Source organism: Tenacibaculum lutimaris (assembly GCF_003610735.1).
GTDB classification, from domain to species: domain Bacteria; phylum Bacteroidota; class Bacteroidia; order Flavobacteriales; family Flavobacteriaceae; genus Polaribacter; species Polaribacter lutimaris.
Genome location: NZ_RAQM01000010.1, coordinates 138797 through 154160 on the forward strand (window position 1 = coordinate 138797; position 15364 = coordinate 154160).

The 15364-nt window shown below is 31.6% G+C and carries 18 protein-coding genes; 4 read left to right on the plus strand and 14 right to left on the minus strand.

The features are described 5' to 3' along the window. Position 1 precedes the first annotated feature (1 nt). The 6 genes from C8N26_RS10930 to C8N26_RS10955 all read right to left on the minus strand — a co-directional run bounded on the left by C8N26_RS10930 (position 2) and on the right by C8N26_RS10955 (position 4377). The gene (locus C8N26_RS10930) at positions 2–322 is read right to left on the minus strand and encodes a DNA-directed RNA polymerase subunit omega (RefSeq protein WP_028892653.1); all 321 of its coding nucleotides are present in this window, start codon (positions 320–322) and stop codon (positions 2–4) included. A gap of 3 nt (positions 323–325) precedes the next feature. Further along, the gene (locus C8N26_RS10935) at positions 326–1138 is read right to left on the minus strand and encodes an outer membrane protein assembly factor BamD (RefSeq protein ID WP_245962560.1); all 813 of its coding nucleotides are present in this window, start codon (positions 1136–1138) and stop codon (positions 326–328) included. Between the two features lie 133 nt (positions 1139–1271). Beyond that, on the minus strand, positions 1272–1787 hold the full coding sequence (locus tag C8N26_RS10940) for a ferritin (protein WP_120187322.1): 516 nt from the start codon (positions 1785–1787) through the stop codon (positions 1272–1274). Positions 1788–1887: 100 nt separating this feature from the next. Further along, positions 1888–2763 (minus strand): 4-hydroxy-tetrahydrodipicolinate synthase, encoded by an 876-nt coding sequence (gene dapA / locus C8N26_RS10945; RefSeq protein WP_120187323.1) that lies wholly within the window; start codon positions 2761–2763, stop codon positions 1888–1890. Beyond that, the gene (locus C8N26_RS10950; protein WP_120187324.1) at positions 2763–3275 is read right to left on the minus strand and encodes a DUF6913 domain-containing protein; all 513 of its coding nucleotides are present in this window, start codon (positions 3273–3275) and stop codon (positions 2763–2765) included. The genes dapA and C8N26_RS10950 overlap by 1 nt, the downstream gene beginning before the upstream one ends. Positions 3276–3303: 28 nt before the next feature. Beyond that, on the minus strand, positions 3304–4377 hold the full coding sequence (locus C8N26_RS10955) for an esterase-like activity of phytase family protein (RefSeq protein WP_038006015.1): 1074 nt from the start codon (positions 4375–4377) through the stop codon (positions 3304–3306). Positions 4378–4452: 75 nt separating this feature from the next. On the opposite strand from C8N26_RS10955, the gene C8N26_RS10960 reads away from it, so the two are divergent. Continuing rightward, the gene (locus C8N26_RS10960) at positions 4453–4842 is read left to right on the plus strand and encodes a DoxX family membrane protein (protein WP_028892657.1); all 390 of its coding nucleotides are present in this window, start codon (positions 4453–4455) and stop codon (positions 4840–4842) included. A gap of 42 nt (positions 4843–4884) precedes the next feature. Here C8N26_RS10960 and C8N26_RS10965 read toward each other — a convergent pair whose 3' ends face one another. The 8 genes from C8N26_RS10965 to C8N26_RS11000 form a co-directional block, all read right to left on the minus strand. Continuing rightward, entirely contained in the window at positions 4885–5343 is a 459-nt protein-coding gene (locus C8N26_RS10965) for a GyrI-like domain-containing protein (protein WP_028892658.1), read from the minus strand. Positions 5344–5392: 49 nt separating this feature from the next. After that, entirely contained in the window at positions 5393–6100 is a 708-nt protein-coding gene (locus tag C8N26_RS10970) for a helix-turn-helix transcriptional regulator (protein ID WP_120187325.1), read from the minus strand. Between the two features lie 7 nt (positions 6101–6107). Further along, positions 6108–6764, minus strand: a complete 657-nt coding sequence (locus tag C8N26_RS10975; RefSeq protein ID WP_120187326.1) for a lysoplasmalogenase — start codon at positions 6762–6764, stop codon at positions 6108–6110. 21 nt (positions 6765–6785) lie between these two features. Beyond that, positions 6786–8783 carry an NAD-dependent DNA ligase LigA gene (gene ligA, locus C8N26_RS10980; RefSeq protein ID WP_120187327.1) on the minus strand — a complete coding sequence of 666 codons (1998 nt, stop codon included), beginning with the start codon at positions 8781–8783 and terminating at the stop codon, positions 6786–6788. Between the two features lie 4 nt (positions 8784–8787). Continuing rightward, positions 8788–9351: a hypothetical protein gene (locus C8N26_RS10985; RefSeq protein ID WP_028892662.1), complete on the minus strand. Its 564-nt coding sequence runs from the start codon at positions 9349–9351 to the stop codon at positions 8788–8790. 129 nt (positions 9352–9480) lie between these two features. Then, the gene (locus C8N26_RS10990; RefSeq protein WP_120187328.1) at positions 9481–9843 is read right to left on the minus strand and encodes a hypothetical protein; all 363 of its coding nucleotides are present in this window, start codon (positions 9841–9843) and stop codon (positions 9481–9483) included. Between the two features lie 100 nt (positions 9844–9943). Continuing rightward, positions 9944–11386 (minus strand): glyceraldehyde-3-phosphate dehydrogenase, encoded by a 1443-nt coding sequence (locus C8N26_RS10995; protein ID WP_028892664.1) that lies wholly within the window; start codon positions 11384–11386, stop codon positions 9944–9946. Between the two features lie 133 nt (positions 11387–11519). Beyond that, positions 11520–12902: a trypsin-like peptidase domain-containing protein gene (locus C8N26_RS11000; RefSeq protein WP_120187329.1), complete on the minus strand. Its 1383-nt coding sequence runs from the start codon at positions 12900–12902 to the stop codon at positions 11520–11522. Between the two features lie 137 nt (positions 12903–13039). On the opposite strand from C8N26_RS11000, the gene dapF reads away from it, so the two are divergent. From dapF to mltG, 3 genes are read left to right on the plus strand one after another with little or no spacing between them, the layout of a single operon-like run. Then, positions 13040–13816: a diaminopimelate epimerase gene (gene dapF, locus C8N26_RS11005; RefSeq protein WP_120187330.1), complete on the plus strand. Its 777-nt coding sequence runs from the start codon at positions 13040–13042 to the stop codon at positions 13814–13816. Continuing rightward, positions 13816–14340, plus strand: coding sequence for a GNAT family N-acetyltransferase (locus tag C8N26_RS11010; protein ID WP_028892667.1), 525 nt, complete (start codon positions 13816–13818; stop codon positions 14338–14340). The genes dapF and C8N26_RS11010 overlap by 1 nt, the downstream gene beginning before the upstream one ends. Beyond that, the gene (gene mltG / locus C8N26_RS11015) at positions 14333–15361 is read left to right on the plus strand and encodes an endolytic transglycosylase MltG (RefSeq protein WP_120187331.1); all 1029 of its coding nucleotides are present in this window, start codon (positions 14333–14335) and stop codon (positions 15359–15361) included. Before C8N26_RS11010 ends, mltG begins: the two co-directional genes overlap by 8 nt. Positions 15362–15364 lie beyond the last annotated feature (3 nt).

Sequence of the window (15364 nt, forward strand, 5' to 3'; positions counted from 1 at the left end):
ATTATTTTGTCTCTGGAGTTCTATAATAAACTTTACCATTTAACCACTCTTCTACTGCAATAGCATGTGGCTTTGGTAAACGCTCGTAAAATTTAGAAACCTCGATTTGCTCTTTGTTTTCGAAAACTTCTTCTAAACTATCGTTATAAGTAGCAAACTCATCTAACTTATCTACTAATTCCTTTTTTAAATCAGAATTAATTTGTGTAGCTCTCTTAGCTATAATAGAAATAGCTTCATAGATATTATGCGTTGGAGCTTCGATAGCTTCTTTGTCATAAGTTATAGTACTTAACGGCGCTTTCGTTTCTTTATAATCCATTTTTTAACCTTTAACTAATTGTTCTTGTTCTTTGTTTAATGTTGCTAACATTTCGTTTGATTCTTCCATGAATTTTGATTCAGGGAAATTTCTTTTAAGCTTATCGTACGCTTTGACTGCTTCTTTTATTCTTTCTGCTTTTCTACGTTGCGTACTCTTCATTGCAAAATCATGGGCTGCTTTTAAACGATAGTATAAAGCTTCTTCTTTATACTTGGTTCCTAAATAATCTTCTAACAAATTATCAAATGCAACGATAGCCGCCTTGTAATTCCTAGAATCATAATCTGCAGTTCTATAATATGTTTTTGCTATTTCGAAATATTTCTTTTCTAATTTAGAGCGTAACTCTGTGTAATATTTATTTGCTTCTTCTTGCTTGTCTGAATCAGGATAGGCATCAATAAACTTCTGAAAAGATTCTAACGCTTTGTTTGTATCTGTTGGATCTAAACTAAAGCTAGGAGCTGCTTTATAATAGCTTAATGCTGATAAAAAAGCGGCTTCTTCTTTCTTAGAACTTTTTGGGTAATTTCCCGTAAATCTATTAAAATAATAACCAGCAGAAATATAATCTTTTACATTGAAGCTAGACTGAGCTATCATAAATTGGATACGCTCCATTTGAGGTTTTCCTCTATATGAAGGTACAATTTTTTCAAACAATCGTAAGGCTTTTCCGTACTTTTGTGCTTCGTACATTTTCACAGCCATCTTGTATTGATCTTCTACAGTTCCTTTGTTTAATACTTTTTGGTACTCTCCACATGAAGTTAGTACTAAAAGCATCACGACAATATACGCTAGATTTTTCATTTTTTGCATCTGGCAAAATTAGTGATTAAATATGGATTATTAAAACGATTTTTTTACTCTAAAAATAGAGTTTTACAAGAAACTATAAAATCTGTTATAATTTTTCAAAAAAGTTACTAAATGTTTGTTAATCTTATTGCTGTGCTGCATCGGCTGATTGTGCTACAATCTGCTTCACATCGTTATCAAACAAATACAAACCTCCTTTATCGTCTCCAATTAAGTTAATTTTATCTAATATATTACGTGCTAAAGCCTCTTCTTCTATTTGCTCAGACACATACCACTGTAAGAAATTATGAGTTGCATAGTCTTTTTCCTGTAAAGTGATATGTACTAAATCGTTAATTGATTGTGATACCATTACCTCATGATCAAATAATGTTTGAAACATATCTTTAAAAGATCCAAATTTTGCTGGTGGTTCTTTTAATTCTGAAACATGGGCATGCCCTCCTCGCTCGTTTACAAACTTTACTAATTTTAGCATATGCATACGCTCTTCATCTGAATGTGCATACATAAACTGTGCAACACCTTCAAAACCTTGAACTTCTGCCCAACATGCCATTGCTAAATATATTTGTGAAGATTCTGCTTCTACTTTAATTTGATCGTTTAATGCTTTCTCTATTATTTTTGATAACATATTTTCTACTTTAAAAATTACTCTTTATACAAAGATGCTAAAAAAAGACCACAATAACGAAATTGTAGTCTTTTGTATTTTTAATTTTTATTTAGATAAATTACATCTTGTCTATAAAATCTGAAATTTCAGTTTGTAATTCTTCTGATGCTTTTACTAAAGGTAAACGCACTTCATCTAAACAAATTCCTAATTTTTGTAATACTGCTTTGATTCCTGCTGGGTTGTTTTCAGCAAAAATTAAGTTTACGATATGCATTAATTTATAATGTATTTCATACGCTTCTTTAGCTTTTCCTTCTAATCCTAATTGAATCATTTTAGAAAACTCTTTCGGCAACGCTTGTCCGATTACAGAAATAACTCCCGATCCTCCTGCTAAAGCTACACCCACTGCTAAATCATCATCACCAGAAATTATTAAGAAATCTTCTGGTTTATCTTTTAACAGTTCATAATACTGCTGTTGATTATTTCCTGCTTCTTTTACTGCTACAATATTTTCAAAATCTCTCGCTAATCGTAAAGTAGTTGCTGGCTCCATATTTTTTGCAGTTCTACCAGGAACATTGTATAAAATAATTGGCAACGGACTTGCTAAAGAAACAGCTTTGTAATGCTGATAAAAACCTTCTTGAGTTGGCTTGCTATAATATGGTGCTACCGATAAAACTCCATCGATACCAGTTAAATCTAACGTTTGTAATTCTTCAACAACTGTTTGCGTGTTGTTTCCTCCAACTCCTAAAACTAAAGGTAAACGACCATTGTTTTCTTCTATTACAACCTTTATTATTTCTAATTTCTCCTCCTTAGTAATAGTTGCACTTTCTCCAGTAGTTCCATTTATTACTAAATAGTTTGTACCGTTTTCAATATTATAGTTTACTAACTTTCTAAGCGCATCAAAATCTACACTTAAATCTTCGTTAAAAGGAGTTACCAAAGCTACTCCTGTTCCTACAAACTTTTGCATTATATTTTATTTAAAATCGTTAGATATTTTTTTAATTCTTGATTCAAAACCGCTTCATTAAAACCTTCATCAGACACAACAATATCGTATAATCTGTCATCAATTTCAGCAAAACCAGCTTTAAAATCTGCTTGCGACAACAAAGTTATTACATTCGTTAATAAGTTGGTGGCTTTTGTATAGTTTATAAGTAAGTCGTAATCATTTTTAACGAAATCTTTCAAATTGTCGGATTTTAAACTCGCTTTAAACCCTAAATCTTTTTCAGTAAAAAATTTTGGTGATGGCTCATCTTTTTTAGAATATTCTCTAAATACCAATACCGATACATCTTCTTTTTTAAACGGAAAATTGTTTGCTAAATTTGCTAACACAACATTAACCAAAGCTTCATTATCTAACAAAATCGCTACTTTTTTAACTTGAGAATTCTTATGTGTTTTTTTGCTTTGTTTAGCTACTAACTTATCGTATTCTTTTTGAATAGATTTACTTTTTAATGTACTTATCATGTATGAAAATTAGGGGTAGCTAATTTATTTATTTCTGTTCAATTTCTATCAATAAAAACTGATTCAATTGTTTACCATACACCTGAAAATTATCATCTGAAGCTAGAATTAACGATTTGTTTCCGTTTTGCAATATTGGACCAAAAGTAATTGCTTCAATATTGTCTATGATTCCGTCTGTTAGTTGATTTTCAACAGTGCTAAAATCTAGCAATAACTCTTTTTTTAATGGTGTATATTTTTCTTCTTTCAATGATTCTATAACTAACGTATTTGTTGAAGTATCATCAATAGTAGCTTTAAAAATTCTGACTACATTTCCATGACTTCCATAACCACTTTGATAAATTCTTTCGATGATAAAAAAATGATCTTTTTTATATTCTAAAATTGCAGTTACTCCATTTAAATTCACATTTCCCTTTGCAGGTTTATCAATCTTTTCTAATTGATACGCAAATTGCTTAATTGCTTCATTTGTATTCTTATCGTAATAAGTGATTCTGACTGGTGATTGTGTTTCATGAAATGTTGGTTCTTCCCCATCTGCTCCTAACGGAGCTTCCATTGCTACCCAAAAACCTTTATCGTCAATACTTTTTGATGAACCTTCAAAAACACCATTATGTTTAGGTTTTGCTTCTGAAGCAGCCTTAAAATAATTGGGTATAGCTACCTCATTAATAAAGCTTCCTTTTGTGTCTATGTGAAAAATACTCGGATCTTTTTTATACTGAATTGAGCCTTCACTTGTTAGATTAATGATTCCGTCTTGTATAAAAATAGATTCTAAATCTAACACATGACTTTTAGTAAACTGACTAACAGTATCAACTACAATAACTTTTTCAAAACTTACTGATTGAATCGAGTCATTTTTAACAGTAATATCTCCTACTAAAATCCTCGGATTTGCAGCATCGTCAACAACCATGTAATATTGATTATTGTAATAGTCGATTCCTGAAATCCCTCCTATTACGGTATTATCAATCTGTAAAGAATCTTTTACTACGTATTCATTTAAAAACTTAAGTGAGGTTTGTTCTTGTTTACAAGCTAATAAACCCAAAACCGACAAGGCTAATACTATTTTTTTCATACCTACAAAAATATCGTTTTTAGTTTATGTAAGCATTAAAATTTACAACGTCTAACATAATAGATTATATCAAAAATGAAAAAATATATTCTTTTAATCTTAAAGTTAATAGCTGCTGTTATAATGCTTCAAACATTATTTTTCAAATTCACCGGAGCACAAGAAAGTATTGATTTATTTACTAAAATAGCTGGAAGCAACGAAGCTTACATGAGAATAAGCACAGGTGTTTTTGAACTAATTGCTTCTATACTTTTATTTATCCCTAAAAAGACATGGTTAGGTGCTTTACTAACTTTAGGTTTAATGTTTGGTGCAATCATGAGTCACTTAACTATTATTGGCATTGAACATAACGAAGATGGTGGCACTTTGTTTATAAGCGCTATAATAACTTTTATCTCTGGATTAATTTTATTGATTTCCTATCGAAAAAACATCCCTTTAATTGGAAAGAACTTATAAAATAACAACTAAAAAGGACAGTTTTAAAACTGTCCTTTTTTATTAATTTACTCCTATAAATATTTCTACCTCAGCATTTGTTGAATCTGCTGTTTTTGCCCCATACACCTCATAATCGGAAGTGTAAGCTCTATTTATATCTTCGCCCCAAATCTCTAACCATTTATTGTAGACAATATTATCTGCTAAATCTCCTTTTGCTATATATCTTTTATAACTTGGAGCAGCTATTTTTTTACTCACCAAGCCTTCGGGGACATTACTAATTTCATTCACTCTACAACCAATAATTGTTGTGTATGGCTTGGTGTAATCTGATTCATAATCTGTATACACAGCATATACTTCATTTGAAGATTTATTCGGGATTTTATCTGCTATATTTTCAGCTATAAATCGTTGCCATAAAGCAGGTATATCTTTTGCTGCTTGTTGATTCTCATTTGTTGTTCTTACTGAAATTCCTACTACATAAAACGGTTCTTTTTGTTCTGTGCTCATCTTTTGTTTTTAAAATTTTCAACAAAAGTAAAGCCTCGTTATGTCAACCCTATGTCAGGGGTACACCATACTTTTCTTGACAAATTTTAAAGTATTCTTCCAAAGTCATTTTATGAGGAGTAAATGTATCATTTAAGACCTTCATATTCTGAATGCAATCTAGTCTAAACACTCTAAATTCATTTCTCAATCGGCAATACGCAATTAACAACCAATTTTCGTTGGTACTATATAAAGCAAAAGGTTCTACAACTCTATTCGTAAAATTATTTTCAAGAGATAAATACCCTAAGTCTAATAAATAGTAGTTTGTGATTGCTGATTGAATTTGAATGAGATAGTTGCTCGATTGTTCTTTTTCTGCATTGGCTCTAAAAGCAATTCTTTGGGAAAGTAAATCTGCCTTCCCTTTTTGTGAATGTCTTAAAACTGCTTTAATTTTCGTAATAGCTTCGCTATAATTTTCAATTAGTGAAGCATCTTTGTTTTTCAGAATTAACTGTTCTGCTGTAATTAGTGCATTAGCCTCATCTTCTGAAAACATAATTGGCGGCAACTGATATCCTTCTTGTAAAAAATATCCTTTTCCTTCTTCAGTAACTACCGGAATTCCTGAATTTTCAAGCGTTCTAATATCTCTGTAAATTGTACGAACACTCACTTGAAACTTTTTTGATAATTCGGTAGCTGTAACTAACCTTTTTGATTGTAGTAAAGTTACAATTTGAGTTAACCTTGTTAACCTCGGTTTTTCCATTAGAAAATTACTTTTCTTTAACTATTATTGACTTAACAATTAAGTATTGAGAAACGATATATAACACTATTATAGCAATATCAAATAATCGTTTTGGTGTGTAAAAATTGTTTAACGCTATAAGACTATCAGAAGCTATAAACAAAATAGCTCCTAACAACAACCATGAATTCGCTGTTGTTTTTTGCTGACGATAGTTTAGTAATGCTGCCGTACCAAAAGTTGAAATTGTAATTCCGTATACGATTACTGGCAATAACATATCACCTAAATTACCATAGATTAAACCTAATAACCCTACAAATAATAAGACAAACGGAATTGCCGATGTTATAATTTTTACTGTTAAATCTTTAAATAATAAATCAGTTGTTATTTTAATATAAACAAGATGAGCTACTAAAAAAGATCCTAAACCAAAAACAAAAAACTTTTCCTTATCTAACAGAAATACATCGCCCCAAAAAGAGAAAAATAGAGCTGATAACAACCAAAAACTTGGCTTTTTTACCGATACTAAATACACTACAGCAAGTGTCGTCATTAGCAATGGTTTAAAAATCATTTCTATGGTTTTGTTTTGTGTAATCACTGCATATACGTCAGCAATAGCTACCAATAAAAAAACAATAGATGCTAGGGTTATTTTAGTTTGTTTAGTCATGTTTCTCTTTTTAATTAAAAATTAAGCAATCATATCAATAAAGTCCTGTTCAGAAATAATTGGAATTCCTAAACTTTCAGCTTTTGTAAGTTTACTTGGTCCCATATTATCACCTGCTACAATATAGGTAGTTTTTTTAGAAATTGAACTCGACACTTTTCCTCCGTTGTCTTCAATTGCTTTTTTAAGTTCATTTCTACTCATTTGATGAAACACTCCTGAAACAACAAATACTTTTCCTACTAACTTATCTGTTTGCCCTTCTAAGCTCTCTGCAGAAACTTCTAACTGAACTCCGTATGATTTTAATCGGTTAATCAATTCAATATTCCCTAAATCATTTGAAAAATCGATAATGCTTTGTGCAATTCTATCGCCAATTTCATCAACTGCAATTAGTGTTTCAAAATCTGCATTCATTAAATTGTCGATTGACTTAAAGTGTTTGGCTAATTTTTTAGCTACGGTTTCACCCACAAATCGGATTCCTAAAGCAAATAACACTTTTTCAAACGGAATTTCTTTTGATTTTTCAATTCCGTCAATCATATTTTGTGCTGACTTTTCCGCCATTCGCTCTAACGGAACTACTTGTTCTACCGTTAAATCGTACAAATCTGCATAATTCTTTATCAATCCTTCTTTGCGCAATAAATCAACCGTTTCGCTACCTAATCCATCAATATCCATGGCTTTTCTACTAATAAAATGCTTGATTCTACCCGTAATTTGTGGTGCACACCCAAATTCGTTTGGACAATAATGTTTTGCATCTCCTTCTGTTCTCACCAATTCTGTATGACATTCAGGACAGTGTGTTGCGTATTGAGTTGGCACAGAATCTACCGGACGCTTTGTTAAATCGACAGCAATAATTTTCGGGATAATTTCACCTCCTTTTTCTACAAAAACAGTATCTCCTACTCGCACATCTAACTTTTCAATTTGATCAGCATTATGCAACGAAGCTCTTTTTACAATTGTTCCTGCTAACTGCACAGGTTCTAAGTTTGCTACTGGGGTAATGGCTCCTGTACGACCTACTTGGTACGTAATTTCATTTAACACAGTTGAAACTTGCTCTGCCTTAAATTTATAAGCAATTGCCCAGCGAGGAGCTTTTGAAGTATATCCTAACTCATCTTGTTGTTGAAATGAGTTTACTTTTACTACTACCCCATCCGTTTCGTAAGGTAACGTATGACGTTTTACATCCCATTCGTTTACAAAGTTTAACACCTCCTCTATCGACTTGGCTAAAACAATTGTATCTGGAATTTTAAACCCAACTTTTCTAGCAGCTTCTAAACTTTCAAAATGTGAAGCATATTTACGTTCTCTCGTTACTAACTGATACAATAAGCAATCAAGTGGTCGCTTTGCAACCTCTGCACTATCTTGTAACTTCAAGCTTCCACTAGCGGTGTTACGCGGATTTCGATATGGCTCTTCATCATTTGCGATACGTTCTTCATTCATTTTATTGAATCCTTCTAACGGTAAAATGATTTCTCCTCGCATTTCGAAATCAGTAATAAAATCACCATTAGGTAACAACGGAATTGATTTTATTGTACGTATATTGGTTGTTACATTATCTCCTTGGAACCCATCTCCGCGTGTTACCGCTTGTACAAACTCACCATTCTCATAAGTAAGATTTATAGAAGCTCCATCATATTTTAACTCACAAGTATATTCTATTTGATCAGTTCCTAAGATTTTCTGAACGCGCTTTTCCCAATCTAACAAATCTTCCTTAGAATATGAGTTATCTAATGAATACATTCTATGTTTATGAGTAACAGTTTCAAAGTTTTTAGTTATTTCTCCTCCTACTCTTTGCGTTGGTGAGTTTGGATCAAAAAACTCTGGATTTTCGTCTTCTAACTGCTGAAGCTCTTTTAATTTAATATCAAACTCATAATCTGAAATGGTTGGTTTATCCAACACATAATAGCTATGATTATGTTGATGTAGCTCTTCTCTTAACTGCTGTATCTTTTCTTGAACTGTCATTAAATTATTGTCTAACGGTACCTGTAAAATGATTAATTTTTGAGTTGATTGGGTTTCCTGATGCGCGTCTAAAAGAAGCTAATTGACCTGCATGCCATGTAGCATCAGCAATAGGTCCGTTAATCGCATTCCATAACGGATATTCTTTATCTCCAAAAATTATTTTGTGTTGCGATACATCTGTACTTTTTCTAAAAATATCACTAGCTAACTTTAAGTTTTCTAAGGTTGCTTTTCTTTTTTCAGCAAATGTCATTTCTGTTTTTACTTCATTATGCGGAATTTTCAATGCTGCATTTTTAATTACTATTGATAAACTTAACACATGGTCTATCGTTTCCCCCGTTGTTTTCGCCTCAGTACTTGGTTTGTATTCTAAATCTTTTTCAGTTAAACCATCCGTAGCCCAATAATAACGAAATCCTAATCCGTCTATCATTCTACTTACAACAGTTCCTGCTGTAAATTCCTCAGCTTCTTTAGGTATTTCGTAATAAGGTAATTTGTTTTGTGAATTTGTTGTTATTGCTGCAAACAATAATAATATAGGAGTAAGTATTGCTCTCATTAAATTTATTTTTAGATGCTAATTTAAGGAAAAGATTTATGAGTATTAGAAGTAAACTCTTATCAATTAAAAATAAAAAAACCGAGGTAATCCCTTACCTCGGCTGTTAAAAAAACAAACTATTATTGTTTACCTTTTTAACGACATAGTATAGATAATATCTTCGTCTTTTGCTGAAACCAATAATTCAGTTTCAGTTATTTTTTCAATTTTTAAGTTTTCATCAAAGCTTGTTTTATCAAACTCTAACTCATTTTTTTCTTTTATTAACTTCCAAGTTCCTGCTTCTTTTTGATCATTCATCATTACTTCATATTTTCCTTCAGAAGAAAACTCTAACCAGCTTGATCCTTCTGAAAATTCACAAACTTCATTGCCAACTTTCATTGAATCTACAAACCACTTACCTGAAATTAATGTTTTTAATTCTTGAGAATAACTTAGTGAAGTAGTACCAAGCATTAGAAATAGTAATACAACTATCTTTTTCATTTTAGGGGACATTTTAAGGGGTTACTCTTATTTCAAATATAATAAAAAAAGTCGAAGCTTTAAAAGCTCCGACTTTTTTTATCTATTTATTTACTTTCTATTAATAGTAAGTATAACGACGTACTTTAGCAATGTGCTTTGCTAAACGCATTACTTGGTGAGAGTATCCATACTCATTATCATACCATACGTAAATTACAATCGTATCACCATCTGCAATAGTTGCTTTACTATCAAAGATAGATGGAGCTGTTGTTCCTACAATATCAGAAGAAACTAATTCGTTACTTAATGAGTATTGAATTTGCTCTACTAAATCTCCTTCTAACGCATATTGCTTCATAATAGCGTTAACAGATTCAACTGTTGCTGGAGTTTTTAATTGTAAGTTTAAGATTGCTAATGACCCGTTAGGTACTGGTACACGAATAGCACTTGAAGTTAACTTACCTGCTAATGCTGGTAATGCTTTTGCTACTGCTTTACCTGCCCCAGTTTCGGTAATTACCATATTTAAAGCAGCTGCTCTACCTCTACGGTACTTACTATGCATGTTATCAACCAAGTTTTGGTCGTTTGTATATGCGTGAATCGTTTCTAAGTGTCCTTTTTTAATTCCGAAGTTATCCTCTAATACTTTTAATACTGGAGTAATAGCGTTCGTAGTACAAGAGGCTGCAGAGAAAATATCGATATTATCAGGATTGTTCTCTTCGTGGTTTACACCGTGAACGATGTTTGGTACACCTCCACCTGGAGCAGTTAATAATACTTTGCTAGCTCCTTTAGCTTTTAAGTGACGACTTAGTGCTTCCTCATCTCTAAAAGCACCTGTATTATCAATAATTAATGCATCATTAATTCCGTATTCAGTATAATCTATATCTTCAGGTTGATTTGCAGAAATCATATATACGGTAGTTCCATTGATGATTAACGCATTGTTATCAACATCTACTTGAACAGTACCTAAGAAATCTCCGTGAACTGAATCTACGCTTAATAATGAAGCTCTTTTTTCTAAAACTGTTTGATCTATTTTACCACGAGTAACTACAGCTCTTAAACGTAATTGAGAACCTTTACCCATTTTGCTACTTAGTTCGCGAGCTAATAAACGACCAATACGACCAAAACCGTATAATACTACATCTTTTGGTTTAATATCTTCTGCCTCTGTGGCATCTTTTAATTGCTCTTTTACAAAAGCAACTTTGTCTGCAGAAGCATCATCTTGTAAGTGAAATTCATAGGCTAATTTACCGATATCTAATTTTGATGGTGGTAAATCGATTGATTGAATAGCTTTCGCAATTTCTAAAGCATCTTCAATAGTGATTGGTTTAGCGACAAACTCTTTAGCATAGTTGATTAAGTTTAAAACCTCACTAGCTCTTTTATCTACTAACGGGTTTCTAAATAATACTAACTCGATAGATTTATCGTACCATAAATCGTTAACGATGTTAATAAATTCAACAGTAGCTCTTCTAACCTGCGCTTGATTTACTACTTCTTTTTCGTAATTTGTTATTGTTGACATAGTTGTGTGTTAACTAAAATTAAAAAATTTTTGCAAAAATAGGTATTTCTTCTTGATTTTATCTCTGTTTTTTAAAAGAAAAATCCTGTTGATTTTTATCTCAACAGGATTTATTTCTTCATATACTTTACTTTTAAAATTTATATCTTTCTACTTCTCCTTTAGGGCTAATTAATTCTAGGTACATTCTTTGGTTACCTGAGTATCTATCTAAAATATCAACTGCTTCAGAAGCACTAGCTACTTCCTTTCCGTTAATCTTAGAAACTACATATCCTTCCCCTACATTATAATATTTAAATCCTTCGTTATTTGTGGCTGTGATTTTTGCACCTCCTTTAATACCTATCTTTTTCCTTTCTTTTTCAGTTAAATCTTTTAACTGTACTCCAAAAGTAAATGAGGTATACGTACTTCTCTTACTCAACTTAACTGTTTTAATTAAATCTTCACCATCTCTATTTACAGTAACATTTACATATTCACCAGGTCTTTTTGCTGTTAACTGACCTTTTAAATCAGAGAATTTAGAAATTTTAACGTTGTTAACTTTTACAATAACATCTCCTTCTTTTAAGCCCGCCTTAATTGCATCACTTTCAGCATCAATAGCTCCAATTTTCACTCCTTCAACACTTTTAGTTTCTGGATCAATATTAATTCCTAGAATAGCTTCCTGTACAGCTCCAAACTCTAATAAATCATCTACAATTTTTTTAGCAATGTTTGATGGTACTGCAAACGAATATCCAATAAAAGAACCTGTTCTTGAGGAAATAGCTGTATTTATTCCAATCAACTCACCTCTTGTGTTTACCAATGCTCCACCACTATTTCCCGGATTTACCGCTGCATCAGTTTGAATAAACGAATCTATATTTGTGTTACCATCTAAATCACGCCCTTTTGCGCTTATAATACCTGCAGTAACCGTAGATGTTAAATTATATGGATTTCCTACTGCTAAGACCCATTCTCCTACTTTAATATTATCTGAGTTTCCAAAAGGTAAATTAGGCAATTCAAAATCTGCTTCTACTTTTAACAAAGCAATATCATTTGCCTTATCTGCACCTACTAAAGTAGCTTTTAATTTCTTTTGATTGTTTAAGGTAATCTCTAAATCACTTGCCCCTTCAATAACATGGTTATTCGTAACAATGTAACCATCAGGAGAAATAATTACTCCACTTCCTGTTCCTACTTGTTGATATTTTCTTGTTCCACTACCACTTCCATAAAACAATTCAGCTAACGGGTTTTGCTGAGTTCTTATTGATGTATTCTTAACATGTACTACTGCATGCACCGTTTTATCTGCTGCCTCTGTAAAATCAGTTGGCGTTGATGTAGAGTTTATTACTGTTGGCGTATAACTAGCCTTAACAGTTTGCATTGTTGGCTCTACAGTTTTCTCTACAACCACTTGCTGCTCTTCTATCAATGTTTTATATCCTGCAAGTGCTATTGCTCCTCCTAAGATTGCAATTCCTAAAGTTCCAAATATTTTCTTCATATGCTTACAAAATTTTATATTTCAAATATATCAATTTTAACATTTTAAGTAAATGTGTTTAACTTCTATTTAACGGACTTTAACCGCTATTTAACAGTCCATCCTCCTTGATAAAATATGTATCTTTGTCTACTATTATGGATTTAGAATTTTACAAATATCAAGGAACTGGGAACGATTTTATAATGGTAGATAACCGTTCAAAAACCTTTCCAAAAAATAAAACTGACATTATTGCAAAATTGTGTAATAGAAATTTTGGAATTGGTGCTGATGGTTTAATCTTACTCGAAGAAGATACTGATACCGATTTTAAAATGGTATACTATAATTCTGATGGTAACGAAAGTACTATGTGTGGTAACGGCGGACGATGTATTGTTGCTTTTGCTCATAAATTAGGGCTTTTTGAAACCAACACAACTTTCATAGCTATTGATGGACTTCATCATGCCTCTATTACTAATGATATTGTATCACTTCAAATGATTGACGTTGATGATGTAAAAATATTTGATAATTATGTTTTTACTAACACAGGTTCTCCTCATCATGTACAATTAGTAAATGAACTAAATGAATATGATGTTTTTTCAAACGGAAGGAAAATCAGAAATAACGTTTATGGAACAGAGGGAAGTAACGTGAATTTTGTAGAACAAATTACCCCTAACACTTTCAGAGTTCGTACTTACGAACGCGGTGTTGAAGATGAAACTTTGGCTTGTGGAACAGGTGTTACCGCTGTAGCTATTGCAATGCATGCTACCAAAAAAACCAACAATACTTCAATCATTTTACCTGTTGAAGGAGGAGAATTAGAAGTTTCTTTTGAAGAAAAAAACAATACTTATACTAATGTATTTTTAAAAGGACCTGCTACATTTGTATTTAAAGGTAAAATAAATATTTAGTGCATACGTTAACTGGAACATATATCAACTTAAGGGCTTTAGAACCTGAGGATTTAGAGTTTTTATTTCAAATAGAAAATAACGAACTCTTTTGGGAAGTTAGTCATACACAAGCTCCGTTTTCTAAATTTTTATTAAAACAATATTTAGAAAATTCACATTTAGATATATATGAAGCGAAGCAATTACGTTTAGTTATTGAAGAAAAATCTACTAATAAATCCGTTGGAATGATTGATTTGTTTGATTTTAACCCTCAACATAAAAGAGCTGGGATTGGAATTTTAGTCCACCCAAATTCTCAACATAAAGGACTTGCTTCAGAAGCATTACAATTATTAATAAAGTATTGTTTTACGCATTTACAATTACATCAATTGTATGCAAATATTACAGACGATAACCACAACAGTTTGCATCTTTTTCAAAAACATAACTTTAAACAAATCGGTATTAAAAAAGATTGGACATACCACAAAGGAGTATATAAAAACGAACTACTATTTCAATTAATCAATGAATAAGAAAATTATTTTAGGAAGTATTGTAATTATTTTTTTAATTGGCGGAATTATTGGCTTTAATTACTATCAAAAAATATTTGGAAAAGCAGTTACCAAAGACGGTGCTGTTTTTATTGGCTCAAACGCTTCTTTTACAGATGTTCAAAAACAACTTACTGATTTTGTAAAACATCCCGAAAATTTTGTTTGGGTGGCAGAAAAGAAAAAATTCACCCAACCTAAAGGAGGAAAATACTTATTAAAAAAAGGAATGAGCATGAATGACGTGGTAAACCTTTTACGTAGCGGAAATCAAACTCCAATCACTTTATCATTTAATAATCAAGATACCTTAGAAAAGCTCGCAGGAAGAATTGCTGAACAAATTGAAGCTGATTCTACAGCCTTATTACAGGCAATGACCAATACTAACTTTTTATCTACTAATAATTTCACAGAAAAATCAGCTCTAGGAATGTACATTCCAAATAGCTATGAGTTTTACTGGAATACTTCTGCTGAAAATTTCCGTGATAAAATGTTGCGTGAATACAATCGTTTTTGGACTTCTGCTAGATTAGAAAAAGCTAAAAAACTAAACCTTTCAAAAGAAGAGGTAATAACATTAGCTTCAATTGTTCAAAAAGAAACAGCTAAAAAAATAGAGCGTCCTATTGTTGCTGGTTTATACTTAAATAGATTAAAAGATAATTGGCCTTTACAAGCAGACCCTACCGTTATTTATGCTATTAAAGAAATTAAAGGTCATGATTTTGTTGTAAAAAGGGTTTTAAACAAAGATTTAGTTATAGACTCTCCTTACAATACTTATAAAAACACAGGACTTCCTCCTACTCTAATTGCAATGCCAGATATTTCATCTATTGATGCTGTTTTAAACCATCAAAAACACAATTATTACTATATGTGTGCAAGTGTTGACAAGATTGGTTTTCATGAATTTGCTAACTCTTTAGCGCAGCATAATAGAAATGCAGTAAAATATCAACAATGGATAAATCAACAAGGAATAAAGAGATAAACT

Bases quoted from the DNA above. Each gene is read 5' to 3' on its own strand.
- C8N26_RS10930 (WP_028892653.1), bottom strand. From the start codon at position 322: ATGGATTATAAAGAAACGAAAGCGCCGTTAAGTACTATAACTTATGAC.
- C8N26_RS10935 (WP_245962560.1), bottom strand. From the start codon at position 1,138: ATGAAAAATCTAGCGTATATTGTCGTGATGCTTTTAGTACTAACTTCA.
- C8N26_RS10940 (WP_120187322.1), bottom strand. From the start codon at position 1,787: ATGTTATCAAAAATAATAGAGAAAGCATTAAACGATCAAATTAAAGTA.
- dapA (WP_120187323.1), bottom strand. From the start codon at position 2,763: ATGCAAAAGTTTGTAGGAACAGGAGTAGCTTTGGTAACTCCTTTTAAC.
- C8N26_RS10950 (WP_120187324.1), bottom strand. From the start codon at position 3,275: ATGATAAGTACATTAAAAAGTAAATCTATTCAAAAAGAATACGATAAG.
- C8N26_RS10955 (WP_038006015.1), bottom strand. From the start codon at position 4,377: ATGAAAAAAATAGTATTAGCCTTGTCGGTTTTGGGTTTATTAGCTTGT.
- C8N26_RS10960 (WP_028892657.1), top strand. From the start codon at position 4,453: ATGAAAAAATATATTCTTTTAATCTTAAAGTTAATAGCTGCTGTTATA.
- C8N26_RS10965 (WP_028892658.1), bottom strand. From the start codon at position 5,343: ATGAGCACAGAACAAAAAGAACCGTTTTATGTAGTAGGAATTTCAGTA.
- C8N26_RS10970 (WP_120187325.1), bottom strand. From the start codon at position 6,100: ATGGAAAAACCGAGGTTAACAAGGTTAACTCAAATTGTAACTTTACTA.
- C8N26_RS10975 (WP_120187326.1), bottom strand. From the start codon at position 6,764: ATGACTAAACAAACTAAAATAACCCTAGCATCTATTGTTTTTTTATTG.
- ligA (WP_120187327.1), bottom strand. From the start codon at position 8,783: ATGACAGTTCAAGAAAAGATACAGCAGTTAAGAGAAGAGCTACATCAA.
- C8N26_RS10985 (WP_028892662.1), bottom strand. From the start codon at position 9,351: ATGAGAGCAATACTTACTCCTATATTATTATTGTTTGCAGCAATAACA.
- C8N26_RS10990 (WP_120187328.1), bottom strand. From the start codon at position 9,843: ATGAAAAAGATAGTTGTATTACTATTTCTAATGCTTGGTACTACTTCA.
- C8N26_RS10995 (WP_028892664.1), bottom strand. From the start codon at position 11,386: ATGTCAACAATAACAAATTACGAAAAAGAAGTAGTAAATCAAGCGCAG.
- C8N26_RS11000 (WP_120187329.1), bottom strand. From the start codon at position 12,902: ATGAAGAAAATATTTGGAACTTTAGGAATTGCAATCTTAGGAGGAGCA.
- dapF (WP_120187330.1), top strand. From the start codon at position 13,040: ATGGATTTAGAATTTTACAAATATCAAGGAACTGGGAACGATTTTATA.
- mltG (WP_120187331.1), top strand. From the start codon at position 14,333: ATGAATAAGAAAATTATTTTAGGAAGTATTGTAATTATTTTTTTAATT.